Origin of the sequence: Streptomyces sp. NPDC102437, assembly GCF_044765565.1 — a bacterium.
Lineage (GTDB): Bacteria > Actinomycetota > Actinomycetes > Streptomycetales > Streptomycetaceae > Streptomyces.
Map to the genome: position 1 here is coordinate 103,981 of NZ_JBIWKI010000007.1, position 19,963 is coordinate 123,943.

General features: G+C 71.7%; 14 protein-coding genes and 1 riboswitch. Of the genes, 10 read left to right on the top strand and 4 right to left on the bottom strand.

Annotation, left to right across the window (positions count from 1 at the left end; genetic code table 11):
- Positions 1–9: 9 nt before the first annotated feature.
- Positions 10–1,335 carry a citrate/2-methylcitrate synthase gene (locus ACIRJP_RS11525; protein WP_404171373.1) on the bottom strand — a complete coding sequence of 442 codons (1,326 nt, stop codon included), beginning with the start codon at positions 1,333–1,335 and terminating at the stop codon, positions 10–12.
- A gap of 118 nt (positions 1,336–1,453) precedes the next feature.
- Between ACIRJP_RS11525 and ACIRJP_RS11530 the strand changes: the two genes are divergently transcribed.
- Positions 1,454–2,605, top strand: a complete 1,152-nt coding sequence (locus ACIRJP_RS11530) for a citrate synthase/methylcitrate synthase (protein WP_404171376.1) — start codon at positions 1,454–1,456, stop codon at positions 2,603–2,605.
- A gap of 20 nt (positions 2,606–2,625) precedes the next feature.
- Positions 2,626–3,735 carry a CobW family GTP-binding protein gene (locus ACIRJP_RS11535; protein ID WP_404171379.1) on the top strand — a complete coding sequence of 370 codons (1,110 nt, stop codon included), beginning with the start codon at positions 2,626–2,628 and terminating at the stop codon, positions 3,733–3,735.
- Positions 3,736–3,761: 26 nt separating this feature from the next.
- Here the strand turns inward: ACIRJP_RS11535 and ACIRJP_RS11540 are convergent, their stop codons facing one another.
- Positions 3,762–6,212, bottom strand: coding sequence for a DNA topoisomerase (ATP-hydrolyzing) subunit A (locus ACIRJP_RS11540; protein WP_404171382.1), 2,451 nt, complete (start codon positions 6,210–6,212; stop codon positions 3,762–3,764).
- Positions 6,213–6,482: 270 nt separating this feature from the next.
- Between ACIRJP_RS11540 and ACIRJP_RS11545 the strand changes: the two genes are divergently transcribed.
- The 4 genes from ACIRJP_RS11545 (at position 6,483) to ACIRJP_RS11560 (ending at position 11,458) form a co-directional block, all read left to right on the top strand.
- Positions 6,483–7,874 (top strand): M16 family metallopeptidase, encoded by a 1,392-nt coding sequence (locus ACIRJP_RS11545; RefSeq protein ID WP_404171385.1) that lies wholly within the window; start codon positions 6,483–6,485, stop codon positions 7,872–7,874.
- A 26-nt stretch (positions 7,875–7,900) separates the two neighbouring features.
- Positions 7,901–9,283, top strand: a complete 1,383-nt coding sequence (locus ACIRJP_RS11550; protein ID WP_404171388.1) for a M16 family metallopeptidase — start codon at positions 7,901–7,903, stop codon at positions 9,281–9,283.
- Between the two features lie 271 nt (positions 9,284–9,554).
- Positions 9,555–9,721, top strand: a riboswitch (cyclic di-AMP (ydaO/yuaA leader).
- Positions 9,722–9,733: 12 nt separating this feature from the next.
- The gene (locus tag ACIRJP_RS11555; RefSeq protein ID WP_404171391.1) at positions 9,734–10,543 is read left to right on the top strand and encodes a M23 family metallopeptidase; all 810 of its coding nucleotides are present in this window, start codon (positions 9,734–9,736) and stop codon (positions 10,541–10,543) included.
- Positions 10,544–10,768: 225 nt separating this feature from the next.
- Positions 10,769–11,458 (top strand): GntR family transcriptional regulator, encoded by a 690-nt coding sequence (locus ACIRJP_RS11560; RefSeq protein WP_404171394.1) that lies wholly within the window; start codon positions 10,769–10,771, stop codon positions 11,456–11,458.
- A gap of 203 nt (positions 11,459–11,661) precedes the next feature.
- Here ACIRJP_RS11560 and ACIRJP_RS11565 read toward each other — a convergent pair whose 3' ends face one another.
- On the bottom strand, positions 11,662–11,943 hold the full coding sequence (locus tag ACIRJP_RS11565) for an HPr family phosphocarrier protein (RefSeq protein WP_356088077.1): 282 nt from the start codon (positions 11,941–11,943) through the stop codon (positions 11,662–11,664).
- Between the two features lie 173 nt (positions 11,944–12,116).
- On the opposite strand from ACIRJP_RS11565, the gene ACIRJP_RS11570 reads away from it, so the two are divergent.
- The 4 genes from ACIRJP_RS11570 (at position 12,117) to ACIRJP_RS11585 (ending at position 17,591) form a co-directional block, all read left to right on the top strand.
- Positions 12,117–15,020 carry a GNAT family N-acetyltransferase gene (locus ACIRJP_RS11570; RefSeq protein ID WP_404171397.1) on the top strand — a complete coding sequence of 968 codons (2,904 nt, stop codon included), beginning with the start codon at positions 12,117–12,119 and terminating at the stop codon, positions 15,018–15,020.
- Positions 15,021–15,097: 77 nt separating this feature from the next.
- Positions 15,098–15,694: a DUF5998 family protein gene (locus ACIRJP_RS11575; protein WP_093539487.1), complete on the top strand. Its 597-nt coding sequence runs from the start codon at positions 15,098–15,100 to the stop codon at positions 15,692–15,694.
- Positions 15,694–16,881, top strand: a complete 1,188-nt coding sequence (locus tag ACIRJP_RS11580) for an alkaline phosphatase family protein (RefSeq protein WP_404171400.1) — start codon at positions 15,694–15,696, stop codon at positions 16,879–16,881. Before ACIRJP_RS11575 ends, ACIRJP_RS11580 begins: the two co-directional genes overlap by 1 nt.
- 59 nt (positions 16,882–16,940) lie before the next feature.
- Positions 16,941–17,591, top strand: coding sequence for a thymidine kinase (locus ACIRJP_RS11585; RefSeq protein WP_404171403.1), 651 nt, complete (start codon positions 16,941–16,943; stop codon positions 17,589–17,591).
- Between the two features lie 332 nt (positions 17,592–17,923).
- Here ACIRJP_RS11585 and ACIRJP_RS11590 read toward each other — a convergent pair whose 3' ends face one another.
- Positions 17,924–19,618: a hypothetical protein gene (locus ACIRJP_RS11590; RefSeq protein ID WP_404171406.1), complete on the bottom strand. Its 1,695-nt coding sequence runs from the start codon at positions 19,616–19,618 to the stop codon at positions 17,924–17,926.
- Positions 19,619–19,963: the final 345 nt, after the last annotated feature.

The following is a 19,963-nucleotide window of genomic DNA, read 5'->3' on the forward strand; positions in this document are numbered from 1 at the left end:
GCGGACCGTCTATCCCGGCGGTTCACCCATGGCGGTGGCGCCGGGCTCGGGCAGCGGCCGAGGCGGCCGGGGCCCGCCGTACTGGCCGCTGGGGCGCATCCGCAGGGGCCGTTCGCCGTACTCCTCCAGGGCATGGGCGATCCAGCCGGCCGTGCGGGACACCGCGAACACCGTCTCGCCGGCCTCGGCGGACATGCCGCAGGAGACCGAGAGCACGGCGAGCGCCAGGTCGACATTGGCGTGCAGGGGAGCGTGCCGGGCCGTCGTGGCGACCACGTCACGTGCGGCCGCCAGCGCCGCGGCCGCCTTCGGCACCTGGCCGAGCAGGGCGAACAGCGCCCGCGCCCGCGGGTCCTCGGCGGTGTAGAGCCGGTGGCCGAGTCCGGGCACCCTGCGTCCGGTACGGAGATGGTCCGCGACCACAGGCACGGCGCTGCCCCGCTCCAGGACCTCGGTCAGCATCCGGTGCGCCAGCCCGCTCGCCGCCCCGTGCAGCTGGCCCTCCAGGACTCCGAGGCCCGCGGAGACCACCGCGTACGGATGGGCGCGGGCGGATGCGGCGACCCTGGCGGCCAGTGTCGAGGCCGCGAGGTCGTGGTCGATCAGCAGAGCGAGAGCGGTGTTCAGCGCGGCGAGCGACGGTTCGTCGGCCGGCCGGGGGGTGAGTTTCGGCCACAGCCGCCGGGCCAGTCCGGCGCCGTTCCCCTCCGTCCGCTCCTCGGGTTCCCCGGCCGCCGACGGTGCGCCTGCGGCCGGGGGCAGTGCGCCGACCAGGGTCGGAACGAGGCCGCGCGCGGCGGCGAGCACCGCTTCGTGCGACAGGTCGAACCGGAGCGGATCGGCGGTCGACGAGGCGACCACCGCCACCCGCAACCGGTCCGTCGAGCCGCTGTGCACGGGCAGCGCGTCGACCGCCCGGCGCGCTGCGGCCAGCGCTTCGGCCGGTGCCGTGAAGCGGACGCCGGGCCGCAGCTCGCCGGTCCAGAGCCACTCGGTGACCTCCTCGTAGGCGTACTGCCGGGCCAGCTCGACCGCGTCGACCCCGCGGAAGTAGTAGCGGTCGCCCTCGATCAGCGTGATGCCGGTGCGGAAGACCAGGTCGCCGGCGGGTGCGGGGGGCCTGCGGGCCGTGCGGCGGGCCAGCGCGTCGACCTCGGCGGCGTCGAACGTGCTGCCGCGTCCGCCCGGGGCGCGCCTGCTGCTGAGCTGGCCCCGGCTGACGTACGCGTACACCGTCTCGGGCTTCACCCCGAGGCGTTCGGCCGCCTCCCGGGTGCTCAGCCGCTGCGGAGCCATCGCCTCCGGACCGTCGCCGGGAGCTGCTCGTTCCTTCATGCCGACACCGTATCCATATTGATTCAATCAATGTTGACAGGATTTAAGTCAATCATGGAAGGTCGAAATCAATATCACTGAGACCGCCAGGACGCTCACGGAGGAAGAGATGCCGACCATGACCAGCGCAGTCCCGCTCGACGTACCCCGAGGCGTCGCGGGCGTCGTCGTCACCGACACGGCCCTCGGCGATGTCCGGGGGCGCGAGGGCTTCTACCACTACCGGCAGTACTCGGCGATCGAACTGGCACAGGTCCGCAGCTTCGAGGACGTCTGGTACCTGATGTCCGAGGGCACGCTGCCCGACGCCGCGGCCCGTACCGAATTCGCCGCCCGCACCGCCGCGCTGCGCCGACTGCCCGCCGAGGTGCGCGAGGCGCTGCCCGCCGTCGCACGCGCCGGCGCCGCCTCCGGGCCCCTGGCCGGTCTGCGTACCGCCCTCTCGCTCCTCGGCGCCTCGGCCGGCTTCCGGCCGGTGTACGACATCGACGCCGACCGGCGCCGCGCCGACGCCCTGGCCGCCTGCGCCGCCGTTCCCACCGTGCTCACCGCGCTGCACCGCCTCGGCCGGGGCCTCGAACCGGTCGAGCCGCGCGACGACCTGCCCCATGCGGCCAACTACCTCTACATGCTCACCGGCTCGGAACCGGACCCCGCACGCGCCAGGGCCGTGGAGCAGTACCTGATCTCCACCATCGACCACGGTTTCAACGCCTCGACGTTCACCGGCCGCGTCGTAGCCTCCACCGGCGCCGACATGGCGGCCTGCCTGGTGGCGGCCGTCGGCGCGCTCTCCGGACCCCTGCACGGCGGAGCGCCCAGCCGGGCGCTCGACACCCTGGACGCCATCGGCACCCCCGACCGCATCGACGGCTGGATCCGCGAGCGCGTGCTCGCGGGCGAGCGGATCATGGGATTCGGGCACCCCGTCTACCGCACCGAGGACCCCCGCTCACGGATGCTGCGGGGCATCGCCCAGGACTTCGGCGGCCCGCTGGTCGACTTCGCCGTCGAGGTCGAGCGCCAGGTCGAGGCGATACTCGCCGAGCTCAAGCCGGGCCGGGAACTGCACACCAACGTGGAGTTCTACGCCGGGGTCGTCATGGAGCTGTGCGGGTTGCCGCGCGAGATGTTCACGCCGACGTTCTGCGCGGCGAGGGTGGTCGGCTGGAGCGCCAATATCCTGGAGCAGGCGGAGGACTCGAAGATCATCCGCCCGGCGGCCCGCTATGTCGGTACGCCCCCGCCGCAGCCGGTCCCCGTGCCCTGAGTCCCCGAGAGAGGCCCGAGTTGAACCCGACGTCCCCACCCCGCAAGCAGCAGATCCCGGTCATCGTCCTTGCGGGGTTCCTGGGGTCGGGCAAGACGACCTTGCTCAACCACCTCCTGCGCAACCGCGCCGGAAACCGGATCGGTGTGATCGTCAACGACTTCGGCTCCATCGAGATCGACGCCATGACCGTCTCCGGACAGGTCGGTTCCACGGTCTCGCTGGGCAACGGCTGCCTGTGCTGCGCGGTCGACGCGAGCGAACTCGACACCTTCCTTGAGACACTGACCGGGCCCGCCGCCCGTCTCGACGTGATCGTGATCGAGGCCAGCGGACTGGCCGAACCGCAGGAACTCCTGCGCATGATCCTGGCCAGCGAGAATCCGCACATCGTGTACGGGGGACTGGTCGAGGTCGTCGACGCCGCAGAGTTCGACGCCACCCGGGACCGTCATCCGGAGATCGACCGCCATCTCGCCGTCGCCGACCTCGTCGTGCTGAACAAGACCGACCGGATCGGGACCGAGGAACAGACCCGCATCCGGGACGTCATCGCCGCGGCGGGTGCCCCCGGCGGCGCGGCGGCCGTCATCGGTGCCGTGTACGGACGCATCGACCCGCAGCTGCTCTTCGACCCGGCGCTGCGGCCCAACGGCGAGGAGAAGGTACGTCAGCTCACCTTCGAGGACCTGCTCCGGGACCGGAGCGAGGAAGAGGGCGGGGACGGGCACCACCTGCACGCCGCGTACGACAGCGTGTCCTTCACCGCAGACGTGCCGATGAACCCCCGCCGCCTGATGGAGTTTCTCGACTCCCGGCCGCAGGGCGTCTACCGGATCAAGGGATTCGTCGACTTCGGCGTGGGCGACCGGGCCGACAAGTACGTCCTGCACGCGGTCGGCAGGTTCCTGCGGTTCGAGCCGCAGCCCTGGAAGCGCGACGAGCCACGCCGGACCCAGCTGGTGCTGATCGGCTCGGGCATCGCCCCGGAAGCCTTGCACAAGGAGCTCGCCGACTGCCGCGAGAGCGCCGCACCGGGCCAGGACGCGGCGCAGGACGCCGCACATGAGCGAAGCATGTGGGGCGTCCTGCGGTACGTGCAACAGCCGGACCGACCGGACGACGCGTAGCACTCCGCCACGCGTCGCCCGGCCGGCTACACCGGTCCGGCCACCACGGCGACCGGCTTGGCCAGCGGTGTCCCCGAACCGTCGCGCCGCGGGTCCGGCTCCGGCAGCTCGCTCGGCGTGCCGTTCCCCTGCGCGGCGCGGGCGGGCGTCGCCCCCGCCCAGCCGAACACCAGGACGTCCTCGCCCTTGAGGAACCGCTGGCAGCGCACCCCACCGGTGGCGCGGCCCTTGCGCGGGTACTGGTCGAACGGGGTGAGCTTGCACGTCAGCACCGAGTCGTCCAGCGTGCCGTGCGAGCCGGCGACGGTGAACACCACCGCGTCCGCGGCCGGATCCACCGCCGTGAACGAGATCACCTCGGCGTCCGCCGTGAGCTTGACCCCTGCCATGCCACCGGCGGGACGGCCCTGCGGCCGCACCTGCGCCGCCGGGTAGCGCAGCAGCTGCGCATCGGACGTGATGAAGACCAGGTCCTCCTCGCCGGTCCGCAGCTCGGCGGCGCCGACGATCCGGTCCCCGTCCTTGAGGGCGATGACCTCCAGCTCTTCCTTGTTGGCCGGGTAGTCCGGCACCACTCGCTTGACGACCCCTTGAAGGGTGCCGATCGCCAGCCCCGGGGAGGCCTCGTCGAGCGTGGTGAGGCAGACGACGGACTCGTCGCTCTCCAGTGTGAGGAACTCGGCGATCATCGCCCCGCCCGACAGACTGGGCGCCGCATGGGTGTCCGGCAGCTGGGGCAGATCGATCACCGCGAGCCGCAGCAGCCGGCCCGTCGACGTCACGACGCCCACATCGCCGCGGGCCGTCGCCGGTACCGCCGACACGATCACATCGTGCTTGGAACGCTTGGCGTCCTCGGCGAGCACGATCGGCTCGTCATTGGCGGTACGGGCCAGCAGACCGGTCGAGGACAGCAGCACCCGGCACGGGTCGTCCGCGACCTCCAGCGGCACCGAGGCGACCTGGGCACCGGCCGATTCCAGCAGCACCGTACGACGGTCGGTGCCGAACTTCTTGGCGACCGCGGCCAGTTCCGAGGAGACCAGCTTGCGCAGCTCGGTGTCCGATTCGAGGATGGCGGTCAGCGCCTCGATCTCGCCGTTGAGCCGGTCCCGCTCGCTCTCCAGCTCGATCCGGTCGAAGCGGGTCAGCCGGCGCAGCGGGGTGTCCAGGATGTACTGCGTCTGGATCTCGCTCAGCGAGAACCGCTCGACGAGCCGCTCCTTCGCCTGCGCCGAGTTGTCACTGGACCGGATGATCCGGATGACCTCGTCGATGTCGATCAGCGCGACGAGCAGGCCCTCGACCAGATGCAGCCGGTCGCGGCGCTTGCCCCGGCGGAACTCGCTGCGCCGGCGCACCACGTCGAAGCGGTGGTCGAGATAGACCTCCAGGAGCTCCTTGAGCCCCAGAGTGAGCGGCTGTCCGTCGACCAGCGCCACATTGTTGATGCCGAAGGACTCCTCCATCGGCGTCAGCTTGTAGAGCTGCTCCAGCACTGCTTCCGGCACGAAGCCGTTCTTCACCTCGATGACCAGGCGCAGGCCGTGCTCGCGGTCGGTCAGGTCCTTCACGTCCGCGATGCCCTGGAGCTTCTTCGCCGAGACCAGGTCCTTGATCTTGGCGATCACCTTCTCCGGGCCGACGGTGAAGGGCAGTTCGGTGACGACCAGGCCCTTGCGGCGGGCCGTCACGTTCTCCACCGAGACGGTCGCACGGATCTTGAACGTGCCGCGGCCGCGGGCGTACGCGTCCTTGATGCCGCCCAGACCCACGATCCGGCCGCCGGTGGGCAGATCGGGACCCGGCACGAACCGCATCAGGGTCTCCAGGTCCGCGCCTGGATGCTTGATCAGGTGCCGGGCGGCGGCGATGACCTCGCCCAGGTTGTGCGGCGGCATGTTGGTCGCCATGCCGACCGCGATCCCGGACGACCCGTTGACCAGGAGGTTCGGATACGCGGCGGGGAGAACGGTCGGTTCCGTCTCCTGGCCGTCGTAATTCGACTGGAAAGCGACGGTGTCCTCGTCGATCGACTCCGTCATCAGTGACGTCGCGTCGGCCATCCGGCACTCGGTGTACCGCATGGCGGCCGGCGGGTCGTCGTTTCCGAGCGATCCGAAGTTGCCGTGGCCGTCGACCAGGGGGAGCCGCATGGAGAACGGCTGCGCCAGGCGGACCAGCGCGTCGTAGATCGACGCGTCCCCGTGCGGGTGCAACTTGCCCATGACCTCGCCGACGACGCGGGCGCACTTCACGAAGCCGCGATCGGGGCGCAGGCCCATCTCGTTCATCTGGTACACGATGCGGCGGTGCACCGGCTTCATGCCGTCGCGGGCGTCGGGCAGGGCCCGTGAGTAGATCACCGAGTACGCGTACTCGAGGAAGGAGCCCTGCATTTCGTCGACGACGTCGATGTCGAGGATCTTCTCCTCGAAGTCGTCCGGCGGCGGGGTCTTCGTGCTGCGGCGGGCCATCGCTGCTGCGACTCCTTCACGGATTCTGTTCGGGCAACCTCAGGTTCTGACGCGGACCATTGTGGACCGCCGCACTGACATCGCCGACCTCGACCCGTCCCAAGAGGCGTTCCGGGCCCCGGCCGCGGTGCTTTCGCGCCCCGCCGAGAGGGGGATGCGCCCCTCTTTCATGCGAACTTCCGCGTTACGGGAACTTCGCCAGGGGTCCGTGCGCTTGCCTAAGGTGGCAGGTCTCGCAGGAAATCCAGTATCGCGATCGAAGGGACGTACATGCCCATGGGTCACACGGCCACCGCTCAGGCCGGCTCCGGCGGCTTGACAGCGACCGAGCACCGCCTGGCCAACGGCCTGCGCGTGGTGCTCTCCGAGGACCATCTGACCCCGGTCGCCGCGGTCTGCCTCTGGTACGACGTCGGCTCGCGCCACGAGGTCAAGGGGCGCACGGGGCTGGCTCACCTCTTCGAGCACCTGATGTTCCAGGGCTCCGGCCAGGTCAAGGGGAACGGCCACTTCGAGCTGGTGCAGGGGGCCGGCGGCTCGCTCAACGGGACCACCAGCTTCGAGCGCACCAACTATTTCGAGACCATGCCCACGCACCAGCTGGAGCTGGCCCTGTGGCTCGAGGCCGACCGGATGGGCTCGCTGCTCGCCGCGCTCGACGAGGAGTCCATGGAGAACCAGCGCGACGTCGTCAAGAACGAGCGCCGCCAGCGTTACGACAACGTCCCCTACGGCACGGCGTTCGAGAAGCTGACGGCACTGGCCTACCCCGAGGGCCACCCGTACCACCACACCCCGATCGGCTCGATGGCCGACCTGGACGCCGCGACCCTGGAGGACGCGCGCACCTTCTTCCGTACGTACTACGCGCCGAACAACGCGGTGCTCTCGGTCGTCGGCGACATCGACCCCGAGCAGACCCTCGCCTGGATCGAGAAGTACTTCGGTTCCATCCCGTCCCACGACGGCAAGCAGCCGCCGCGCGACGGAACGCTGCCCGAGATCATCGGCGAGCAGCTGCGCGAGGAGGTGCGCGAGGAGGTCCCGGCGCGCGCGCTGATGGCCGCCTACCGGCTGCCGCACGACGGCACCCGCGAGTGCGACGCGGCGGACCTCGCGCTGACCGTGCTCGGCGGCGGCGAGTCGTCGCGGCTGTACAACCGCCTGGTGCGCCGTGACCGTACGGCCGTGGCGGCCGGGTTCGGACTGCTGAGGCTGGCCGGTGCGCCCTCGCTGGGCTGGCTGGACGTCAAGATGTCCGGCGGCGTCGAGGTGCCGCAGGTCGAGGCCGCGGTCGACGAGGAGCTCGCCCGGTTCGCAGCCGAGGGCCCGACGCCCGAGGAAATGGAGCGCGCGCAGGCCCAGTTGGAGCGCGAGTGGCTGGACCGCCTCGGTACGGTCGCCGGCCGCGCCGACGAACTGTGCCGGTTCGCCGTGCTGTTCGGCGACCCGCAGCTCGCCCTGACCGCCGTTCAGCGGGTGCTCGACGTCTCCGTGGAGGAGGTCCAGGCGGCCGCCAAGGCCCAGCTGCGCCCCGACAACCGTGCGGTGCTGGTCTACGAGCCGGTCGAACCGGCCGAGCCCGCGGACGCCGCGGAGCCCAATGAGACCGAGGCGACCGACGCCGACGACACCGACGCGCACGAGGGGGCGGACCAGTGACCGACGCTGCCGCGACTGGAGTTTCGATGCAGTACCACCCGCAGCCGGCCCCCGGCCCCGCCCGCCCCTGGGCCTTCCCGGCGCCCGAGCGCGGCGCCCTGCCCAACGGCCTCACGGTGCTGCGCTGCCACCGCCCCGGCCAGCAGGTCGTGGCGGTCGAGATCTTCCTCGACGCCCCGCTGGACGCCGAGCCCGAGGGCCTCGACGGCGTGGCCACGATCATGTCGCGGGCACTGAACGAGGGCACCGACAAGCACAGCGCCGAGGAGTTCGCCGCCGAGCTGGAGCGCTGCGGTGCCACGCTCGACGCGCACGCCGACCACCCCGGTGTCCGGGTCTCCCTGGAGGTCCCGGCCTCCCGGCTGGCCAAGGCCCTAGCGCTGGTCGCCGAGGCGCTGCGGGCGCCCGCCTTCGCCGAGAGCGAGATCGAGCGGCTGGTGCGCAACCGGCTCGACGAGATCCCGCACGAGCAGGCCAACCCGGCCCGGCGCGCCGCCAAGCAACTGTCCAAGGAGCTCTTCCCGGCCGAGGCGCGCATGTCGCGCCCGCGCCAGGGCACCGAGGAGACGGTGGAGCGGATCGACCCGGCCGCTGTGCGCGCCTTCTTCGACGCCCACGTCCGGCCGTCCACGGCGACCGCCGTGGTCGTCGGTGACCTCACCGGCATCGACCTGGACGCGCTGCTCGCCGACACCCTCGGCGACTGGTCGGGCGACACCGCGGCCCCGCGTCCCGCTCCGCCGATCACCGCCGACGACACCGGCCGGGTGGTGATCGTCGACCGTCCGGGCGCGGTGCAGACGCAGCTGCTGATCGGCCGGATCGGCGCCGACCGGCACGACAGCGTGTGGCCGGCCCAGGTGCTCGGCACGTACTGCCTGGGCGGCACCCTCACCTCCCGTCTCGACCGGGTGCTGCGCGAGGAGAAGGGCTACACGTACGGCGTACGGGCCTTCGCCCAGGTGCTGCGGTCATCGGCCCCGGACACCGCCTCGGGGGCGACCGGCGCCGCGATGCTCGCCATCAGCGGCTCGGTGGACACGGAGTCCACCGAACCGGCGCTCAAGGACCTGTGGACCGTGCTGCGGACCCTGGCGGCGGAGGGGCTGACCGACGAGGAGCGCGAGACGGCCGTGCAGAACCTCGTGGGTGTGGCGCCCCTGAAGTTCGAGACGGCGGCCTCAGTCGCGGGAACCCTCGCCGACCAGGTCGAGCAGCACCTCCCCGACGACTACCAGGCACATCTGTACGCCCGGCTCGCGGAGACCGGCACGGTCGAGGCGACCGCGGCGGTCGTCAACGCTTTCCCGGGTGACCGGCTGGTCACGATCCTCGTCGGCGACGCGGCACGGATCGAGGAGCCCGTCCGGGCGCTGGGCATCGGAGAGGTGTCGGTGGTCACCGGCTGACGAGTGGCCCGGCGGGCGCCGGGCGGGGCCGGTCATCAGCCCCGTCCTGCCCGTCGCCACTCTCGCTGTACCGGCAGATACCGGGACAGAAGGAAGACCCTTGCGAGTGTGATCTCGCCAGGTTCTTCCTTTTTGTCCGTTCTGGGGGGAGGTTGCCTGTCTGCCCTGTGGGATGCGCTACAAAACGGCCTGTCCGTTTGGTGAATGAAAGTGACCCCGCTTAGCGTCGGCTCGACTGTCCGTCACTCGTATGCCGCATCCGCGACGTACCGGACAGTCATCGCCGAGTCCCCGCCAGGCGTGAGCCTGGGGAGCCGGGGACCCATGAAGTCCCTGGGGTGAATCGGATGCCTGAGCCCGGACGGGCCGGTGCGTCCGTAGGAGACCTTCCTGCTCCGAACCCGTCAGCTAACCCGGTAGGCGAGAAGGAAGGAAAGGACCAGCCACTCCATGGCGTTCACCCGTGCCACCGGGAAGCACCGTGCCCCGAGCCGACTGACGCGCCGCAGCGCGAAGGTCGTCGGCGTCGCGGCTCTGGCCACCACCGGCGTCATCGGCGGCCTGGCCGCTCCCGCCTTCGCAGCGGACTCCGACGCCCCCTCCGTGAGCGAGACAGGCCTCAGCCAGGTCATCGCCATCGACAAGACCCTCGCCGACCGGATCGACGCCCAGGCCGACGCCCAGCAGCACCAGGCCGACGCCGCGGCGAAGGCGAAGGCCGAGGCCCACCGCAAGGCCGAGGCCAAGAAGAAGGCCGAGGCGAAGGCCAACGCCAAGGCCGAAGCTAAGCGCGCCGCCGAGGCCCGCGCCGAGAAGGCACGCGCCGCCCGGTCCGCCGAGCGCACCCGCCTGGGCGCCTTCCGGCTTCCGGTCGCCGGCTCGTACGTCACCACCGGCTACAAGTCCAGCGGCTCGCTCTGGTCCTCCGGCAGCCACTCCGGCATCGACTTCCACGCCGCCTCCGGCAGCTCCGTCGTCGCCGTCGGCGCCGGCACCGTCGTCGAGGCCGGCTGGGGCGGCGCGTACGGCAACAACATCGTGCTCCGGATGACGGACGGCACGTACACGCAGTACGGCCACCTCTCCTCGATCGGCGTCTCCATCGGCCAGAGCGTCCGCGCGGGCCAGCAGATCGGCCTGTCCGGCTCGACCGGCAACTCCACCGGGCCGCACCTCCACTTCGAGGCCCGGACGACCCCGTCGTACGGCTCCGACATGGACCCGGTCGCGTACCTGCGCGCCCACGGCGTCAACGTCTGACCGACGCCCACGCACCACCTCGTCCGAAGGCCCCGGCAGCATGCCGGGGCCTTCGGCATTCCCGCCGCCCGGCCGCGGGGGACGACTGCCCGCCCGGCCACCCCGTGGCCAAAATATATTCATGAATTTCTGCCCGGCATCGGAAATGCGGCCGCATTGCAATAGAGTCGCGTATCAGGCGTCGGCCGGCCGCGTTTCGCGGGGGATTGAGGCGGAGGTTCGGACATGCGCATTCCGGCGCATTCGGTATGCACGGCAATCCGTGACGACATCGTCTCCGGTGTCTTCGAACGCGGCAGCCGTCTCAGGGAGGAGCTGCTGGCCCGCCGTTACGGGGTCTCACGCGTCCCGGTACGGGAGGCGCTGCGCACCCTGGAGTCCGAGGGTTTCGTGGTCACCCGCCGGCACGCGGGCGCCTGCGTCGCCGAGCCCACCGAGCTGGAGGCGGCCGACCTCCTGGAGGTCCGCACGCTGCTGGAGCCATTGGGCGCCGCCCGCGCCGCGCGACGCCGCACCGAAGCACACCTCAAGGTGCTCCGCGGCCTCGTGCGGCTCGGCCAGGACCGGGCCCGGCGCGGCGAGGGCGAGGACCTGCGTGCGCTGGGCGGCTGGTTCCACGAGACGCTGGCGCAGGCCTCCGGCAGCCCCGGCCTGATCGCGCTGCTCACCCAGCTGAGACACAAGATCGCCTGGATGTACGCGGTCGAGCAGCCTGCCCGCCCGGTGGACTCCTGGGCCGAGCACGGGGCCATCGTGGACGCGGTGGCGCGCGGCGACGCGGAACGGGCCAGGGCGCTGGCCGCGCACCATGCGGAGCGGGCCGCGGCCGCGCACCGGCTGCGAGGGGGGCCCGCCGCCCCCGGCGGGGTGAGGAGCACGCAACACTCCGTAAACACCGCAGGCGTCCGGAATTAACAATTACGCCGTATACAGAGGGAAGCAATCGGGCGGGATGTCGTCACCGGTTCGGACCGAATTTCGCGCCACCTGAATTTCGCGTGCCCGCGCTCCGCCCGCCCGCATTGTTTCATCCGAATCCTCGCCGGAGGCTCTGCTCCGGAAAACAAAAGAGCCGCGGCCCCGGTTCAGGGTGCCACGGCTCTTTCGCGGAACATGATTCAGACGGTCTCCGGGAGCTCCTCGAGCCCCTCGGCGACGAGCTTCGCCAGGCGGTCCAGAGCCGCTTCGGAGTTGTCGGCCTCGGATGCGAGCACGATCTCCTCGCCGCCCTGCGCGCCGAGACCGAGGACCGCGAGCATGGAGGCAGCGTTCACCGGGTTGCCGTCGGCCTTCGCGATCGTCATGGGGACGCCGGAAGCCGTGGCGGCACGGACGAAGATGGAAGCGGGGCGGGCGTGCAGGCCCTCGGCCCAACCGACGTTGACGCGGCGCTCAGCCATGGTTCTGCCCTTCACGAATCAAAAGTTGTCTAGACCAGTCTCTCACGCGGTGCGCGGTGCTCCGGCCGACCAGGGGAACAGCCCGCAATGCCCGCGACCCCGCCGATCGGCCCTCTCAGACTGCCCCGGCCCCGGGACCTACGCGACCGCTGACAGAGCCGTACGCTTTGCCCATGCAGCCCGCGCCCGAGCAGAGTCCGCATCACGCTTATCCCGACCACTGGGAAGCGGACGTGGTGCTCCGCGACGGAGGCACCGCACGCATCAGGCCCATCACCACGGACGATGCCGAACGGCTGGTCAGCTTCTACGAGCAGGTCTCCGACGAGTCGAAGTACTACCGGTTCTTCGCCCCGTACCCGCGGCTGTCCGACCGGGATGTGCACCGCTTCACCCATCACGACTACGTCGACCGGGTGGGGCTCGCCGTCACGGTCGGCGGCGAGTTCATCGCGACCGTCCGCTACGACCGGATCGACGAGCGGGGCAGGCCCGCCTCCGCCCCCGCCGACCAGGCCGAGGTCGCCTTCCTCGTCCAGGACGCGCACCAGGGCCGGGGCGTGGCCTCGGCGCTGCTCGAACACATCGCGGCCGTCGCACGCGAGCGCGGCATCCGCCGCTTCGCCGCCGAGGTGCTGCCCGCCAACAACAAGATGATCAAGGTGTTCCGGGACGCCGGATACACCCAGCGGCGCAGCTTCGAGGACGGCTCCGTCCACCTCACCCTGGACCTCGAACCGACCGCCGAGTCCCTCGCCGTCCAGCGCGGCCGTGAGCAGCGGGCGGAGGCGCGGTCCGTGCAGCGCCTGCTGGCCCCCGGGTCCGTCGCGGTCATCGGCGTCGGCCGGACTCCGGGCGGTGTCGGCCGCACGGTCCTGCGCAACCTTCTCGGGGCCGGCTTCACCGGCCGCACGTACGCCGTGAACCGCGCCTTCGCCGCCGGCCAGGCGACCATCGACGGCGTCCCCGCCCACCGCTCGATCGGCGAGACAGACGAGCCGGTCGACCTCGCGGTCGTCGCCGTTCCCGCCGACCGGGTCCCGGAAGCCGTCGCGGACTGCGGCGAGCACGGCGTCCAGGGCCTGGTCGTGCTCTCCGCCGGATACGCCGAATGGGGCGCCGAGGGCCGGGAACGGCAGCGCGAGCTGGTCCGCCAGGCCCGCTCGTACGGGATGCGGATCATCGGCCCGAACGCGTTCGGCCTGATCAACAACGCCGAAACGGTTCGGCTGAACGCCTCGCTCGCCCCCGAGCCGCCCGCCCCCGGGCGCATCGGCCTCTTCACCCAGTCCGGAGCGATCGGCATCGCGCTGCTCTCCGGGCTCTACCGGCGCGGCGCGGGCCTGTCCACCTTCATCTCGGCGGGCAACCGCGCCGACATCTCCGGCAACGACTTCCTCCAGTACTGGTACGAGGACCCCGACACCGACGTCGCCCTGCTCTACCTCGAATCGCTCGGCAATCCCCGCAAGTTCACCCGCCTCGCGCGGCGTACCGCGGCAGTGAAGCCGGTGGTCGTGGTGAAGGGCGCCCGGCACAGCGGTTCCACCCCGCCCGGCCACGCGGTACCGATCAGCCGGATCCCGGACGCGACGGTCTCGGCACTGATGAGGCAGGCGGGCGTGATCCGGGTCGACACGGTGACCGAGATGGTCGACGCGGGCCTCCTCCTCGCCGACCAGCCGCTCCCGGCCGGCCCCCGGGTCGCGATCCTCGGCAACTCCGAATCGCTCGGCCTCCTCACGTACGACGCCTGCCTCGCCGAAGGGCTGCGCCCGCGCCCGCCTCTCGACCTCACCACCGCCGCCACCCCGCAGGACTTCAGGAACGCCCTGGCCGAGGCCCTCGCCGACGACGGCTGCGACTCGGTGGTGGTGACGGCGATCCCGTGGGTCGGCGAGGACGGCGAGGCGGAATCGGGCGACGGGGAGGTGCTCGCGGCAGCCCTGCACACGGCCGCCGCCGCAGGCCCCGCCAAGCCGGTGGCCGTCGTGCACGTCGAGATCGGCGGGCTGGCCGAGGCTCTCGCCGCGGCCACCAGCACGGTCGCCCAGCCCCGCCCGGCCCCGGCCCAGAACCCGCCCGCCCCGGCAGCGCGGACCGGATCGACCACTCCGCCCGGCCCCGCCCCGGCACCCGCAGCCCCCCTCGCCGGCGCCCCCGGCACAGCCCCCCTCGCCGGCGCCCCCGGTGCCCGGAACGGCCGGATCCCCGCGTACCCCGCCGCCGAACGGGCGGTGCGCGCCCTGGCCGAAGCGGTGCGGTACGCGCAGTGGCGGCGGCAGGCCGCCGTGCCCGGCAAGGTGCCCGAGTTCCTGGACGACACCATCGACGAGCCCGGCACCGCCGGCCTCATCGACACCCTCCTCGGCCCCGACCCCGACCCGAGGGGTCTCCAGCTCACACCCGACCAGGCCCGCGAACTCCTTGGCCGCTACGGCATCACCGTACGGGCGACGCTCCCGGCGCCCGACCCGGACGCCGCGGTCGCGGCGGCGGCCCGGCTCGGCTACCCCGTGGCGCTCAAGACCACCGCGCCGCACCTGCGTCACCGGGCCGATCTCGGCGGTGTCCGGCTCGACCTCGCCAACGAGACCGCGCTGCGCCGGGCGTACGGCGAACTGACCGACCTCCTCGGCAAGCCCGCCGAACTCCAGCCCGTGGTCCAGTCCATGGCGCCGCGCGGCGTCGACACCGTCGTACGGGCCACGATCGACCCGGCGGCCGGCGCTGTCCTCTCCTTCGGGCTCGCGGGCGCGCCCTCCGAACTCCTCGGCGACACCGCCCACCGCCTCGTCCCGGCCACCGACCGCGACGCCGCCGAACTGATCCGGTCCATCCGGGCGGCCCCGGTGCTGTTCGGCTGGCGTGGCGCGGCGCCGGTGGACACCGCCTCGCTCGAAGAGTTGCTGCTGCGGGTCTCCCGGCTGGTCGACGACCACCCCGAGGTGGTCTCCATCGCCCTGGAACCGGTCGTGGTCGCAACCCAGGGGCTGACCGTCCTCGGCGCGAGCGTCCGCCTCTCGCCGCCCCCGGCCCGCACCGATCTCGGCCCCCGCCGCCTCCCCAACTACTGACCCGGGCGCCGTCGGGCCCGGACCGCCCTGCCGCGCAACGTCCCCGGCAGTCATCAGCCCCCCGTAGGATGGTCCTCATGGCAAAGACCGGTACGACGACCCAGGGGCTGCGCGCGGCGATCGAGCGCAGTGGCTACTACCCGGCCCTCGTGGCCGAGGCGGTGGAGGCCGCCGTGGGCGGTGAGCCGGTCGCTTCGTACCTGGTGCACCAGGAGACCACCTTCGACTCCAACGAGGTGCGCCGCCACGTCACGGTCCTGGTCCTGACGGACAACCGTTTCATCGTCAGCCACACCGACGAGCAGAACGCCGACACCAGCTCCCCGACCCCGTACGCCACCACCTCCACGGAGTCGGTCAAGCTCGACCGGATCTCGTCGGTCGTGGTCAGCCGGGTCGTCGCCAACCCCGAGAAGTACGTGCCCGGCACGCTGCCCCGCGAGGTCGTCCTCACCATCGGCTGGGGCGCGGTCTCCCGGATCGACCTGGAGCCGGCCGCCTGCGGCGACCCCAACTGCGAGGCCGACCACGGCTACACCGGCAACTCCACCGCCGACGACCTGAGCCTGCGGGTCAGCGAGGCCGGGGACGGCCCGGACACAGTCCGCCAGACCCTCGCCTTCGCCCAGTCGCTCTCCGAGGCCACGGCCGCGACCGCGGCGACCGGCCGCTGATGGCACAGCCGGCCTGGCAGGACCCCGTTCTGCTCCCTGTCGAGAGCGCCCCGGTGCCGGAGTACGGCAGCGGATCGCTCGCCGATCTGCTGCCCACGCTCGTCGCCGGACAGGGCGTTCCGGGCTTCACCGCGGCGATCCCCGAACTCACCCCCGCCGACCGGAACTGCGTGTTCCTGATCGACGGCCTCGGCTGGGAGCAGATCAAGGCCCACCCCGACGAGGCACCGTTTCTGCACTCCCTGCTCCCCACCTCGCGCGGCGGCACAGGCCGTCCGATAACGGCGGGCTTCCCGGCCACCACGGCGACCTCGCTGGCCTCCGTGGGCACAGGCCTCCCGCCCGGGGAGCACGGCCTGCCCGGGTACAGCGCGCGCAACCCGGAGACCGGCGAGCTGATGAACCAGCTCCGCTGGAACCCCTGGACCCCCCCGAAGGTCTGGCAGCCGTACCCCACCGTCTTCCAGCTCGCGGACGCCGCAGGTGTGCGTACCGCCCAGGTCTCCGCCCCCGCCTTCGAGCAGACCCCGCTCACCAAGGTCGCGCTCAGCGGCGGCTCGTTCCTCGGCCGGCTCTCCGGCGAGGAGCGGATGGAGACCGCCGCCGAACGGCTCGCCTCGGGTGACCGGTCGCTCGTCTACACGTACTACAGCGAGGTCGACGGCAAGGGCCACCGCTTCGGCGTCGACTCCGATGCCTGGCGCGGCCAGCTGATGTACGTGGACGGCCTGGCGCGGCGCCTGGCCGAACAGCTCCCGCCCCGCTCGGCGCTCTACATCACCGCCGACCACGGCATGATCGACATCCCTTTCGACGAGCAGTCCCGGATCGACTTCGACGAGGACTGGGAACTGCGCGCGGGCGTCGCCCTGCTCGGCGGCGAGGGCCGGGCCCGCCATGTGTACGCCGTCCCGGGAGCCGAGAACGACGTGCTGGCCGTCTGGCGTGAAGTGCTCGGCGAGCAGTTCTGGGTGGTGAGCAGGGACGAGGCGATCGCGGCCGGCTGGTTCGGCCCGAAGATCGACGAGCGTGTGCACGGCAGGATCGGCGACGTCGTCGCGGCGGCCCACGACGACGTGGTGATCACCGCCTCCGTCAATGAGCCGCACGAGTCCGCGATGGTCGGCATGCACGGCTCGATGACCCCCGTCGAGCAGCTCGTCCCGCTCCTCGAAGTACGCTCGTAACCGCGTTCTTCCCCACCGCCCACTGCTTCTCCTCCCGCCCGAAAGGTGCTCAGCCCCTCATGCCCGAGCTTGTGTTCTTCTCCGGAACGATGGACTGCGGAAAGAGCACACTGGCGCTGCAGATCGCGCACAACCGGTCGGCGAGGGGGCTGCAGGGTCTGAACTTCACTCGGGACGACCGCGCGGGGGAGGGGAAGCTCTCTTCGCGGCTCGGGCTGGTGACCGAGGCGGTCGAGGCGGTGGCCGGCATGGATCTGTATGCCTATGTCGTCGACCGGGTGTCGCAGGGTGGCAGGGTCGACTACTTGATCGTGGACGAGGCGCAGTTCCTGGAGCCGGTGCAGATCGATCAATTGGCGCGGGTTGTGGACGACCTGGGCCTGGATGTCTTTTCGTTCGGGATCACCACTGACTTCCGCACGGAGCTCTTCCCCGGCTCGCGGCGGCTGATCGAGCTGGCGGACCGAGTGGAGACGCTTCAGGTGGAAGCGATGTGCTGGTGCGGGGCGCGTGCTACGCACAATGCCCGCACGGTGGGCGGCGAGATGGTGATCGAGGGAGAGCAGGTCGTTGTCGGTGACGTGAGCAGCCCCGCTACGGAGATCGGCTACGAGGTGTTGTGCCGGCGTCACCATCGTCGCCGTATGACGAGCGGTTCGGCCCGCGCCGGCGCGCTCTCGCCGGATGTCCTGCCGGTGACCTCCGACTGACGCTTGCCGGCCGAACGAGCCGGTCACCGCCTGCCCCTCCCGCTGTCCGCACTGCGGCCGGTGCGCTGCTGGTGCTGGAGGCGGGCGACCGCAACGTCGCCGGACCGGACACCGTGCCGAACAGGAGCGCGGCGGACGCGGCGGAGGCTGAACACGGCCGGGCGAGCCCGTGGCTCCAGGGCGGCACTGGTGCGGCAGGTGCCCTGGTCCCCGGAGGCCAAGCCTTCCGGGGACCGGGCGCCTGCCGCGTTCGTTTGGTGCGCGGGGCGTCGGCGGACCGCGCCGCCGGCCGGTGACGCAGCCGGATTCTCAGTGGTGTCCGAGCCGGTTTCTCAGCCGGTGCAGGTCACCTTCAGCGCGGATATCGCGTGGTGCTCGTAGTTGTTGTCCTCGCCCCGGTCGTGCAGTTGCACGGAGAGCTTCTTGGCGTCGACGGAGAAGGTGCCCGGGACGTTGTACCAGGTGCCGCGACGCTCCTGCTGGCGGACGTAGTAGGAGCCGACCAGGTTGCTGGTCCTGGGCAGGAACCGGTCGTACACGGTGTAGTAGCTCGGGTTGCCGCCGACCCGATTGATGTCGGAACTCCCGGGCACGTGGACGGAGATGCTGCACTTCCTGGCGGTGGCGGGCAGGTCGAACAGCCAGGTCGCCGATCCGCCCGAGTCCTTGGAGGAACTGCCGGACATGGGCATGGAAAGGTACTTACCCGCGCAGCCGTACCCGCCGAAGCCGCCGCTGTGGGTGGCCCAGCCCTCCTTGCCGTCGCTGTAGTAACCCGACTTCTGGAAGCGCTGGGTGGGGCACTCCGGTCCGGACACGCCGCTGTACACCACGGCGGGCGCCGACTTGGGCGCCGAACCGGCCGAGGGGGCCTTGGTGGGAGTGTCCGAGCCGGTGTCGGCAGGGGCTTTGTCGCCGGAACCGCTCTTCGCCGTCCTGTCGGCCGGGCCCGTGGTGTCCTTGCCGCCCTTGGCCGTCTCCTCGGCCGATCCGTCCGCGGGCTTCCGTCCGTCCCCGGTGTCCGCGCGAACGTCACCGACGGGGCCTTTGTCACCGCGGGCCGGGCCACCACCCGGCTTGTCGCCACCGACGGCTCGTTTGCCTTCGGGGCTGTCGGGGTCGGTGCCCGGTACGTAGCCACCGGCCCGGCCGTCCTCCTTCCAGGCCGCCGCCGCTTCGGTGTTCCCGGGCTTGTCCTCGTCCTTCTGGGCGCCCGCCACGATGAACGGGGTCGCGAGGAGCAGTGCACCGGCGAACGCTGCCGCGACCACCATCGGGCGCGACACCCGGCCGGGGCGCTCCGGGTCACCGCCCTCGCCCGCCGCGGCATCGCCGGGAGGGCCGGACGAAGCCGCGGCGGAGACGGCGGCCGTGGCGGTGGCCCGCCCGGCCGCGACGGCCGCCGCTGTGGAGCCGGTCGTCGCGGCAGCGACAGCCGGCTCCGTAGCGGTCTTCTCGGAAGCGGTTTCCTCGGAAGCTGCCTTCTTCGATGCGGAGCGTACCCCTGCGGGCGTCGGTTCCGCGGCGGCCGTCGCGGGCGACGACGTGCTCGCCCCGGTCGTCCCCCCGGCGGTGCTCTCCGCGACGCCCGACGAGCCCGAGGAGGCAGTGCCCGCAGCAGTGGTGGTGGCGGTGTTGGCCACCACCGCGGGCGTTTCGGCCGCCGGCGTCGCCTCTTTTTCCTGGGCAACCGCCGAGTCCTCGCCGCCCGGTTGGCCCTCGGCCCCGGACGCGGTCCTGCCGATGGAGACCCCGGCCGCGTGCACCACCGCCGGGGTCTGGACCGCGGGTTCCCCGGCCTCCTCCGGGCCGGACTTCGACGAGGTCGGTGTCCGCGCGCCGCCACCGTCCTTGCCGCCGGTGACCGAAGTGCCCCCGCCCTCTGTCACTGTGCGGGACGAGGGTGCGGACGGGGCGCCTATGCTCCCGGGAACCGCGCCCTGCGAACCGTCCGGAACCGTTCCGCCCGAGGCCTCGCTCCGGCCGTTGCCGGACTCACTCTCCTCGCTGGACCGCTCTCGCTTCACAGGTCGCCCCTCTTTCCCTGTCATTGATTCCCTTTATTCTCTTCGCTTGCTGATGAGAGCACTCGGTACCCGCCCCTGCCCGGCGATGTGATGGTCAGTCACATGTGTTCGTAACCCTGGTTCCCGTTTTCGGCCGCCGGCCAGTCCATGGCGTCGTGCACGTGTCCTCCCTGGCGCCGGGACCGCGGGAACTCGCCGCGTACGTGGTTCATCACCCCGAACGCATCACGCAGGTGGACATTGACTACCCGGAGCAGGGGGATCGGCCCCGAGGACGCCGGGCCCGACAACTTCCTGGCATCCAGGGTATCGAGCATTTCGATGGTGTCGGTGCTCCCGCCGTCG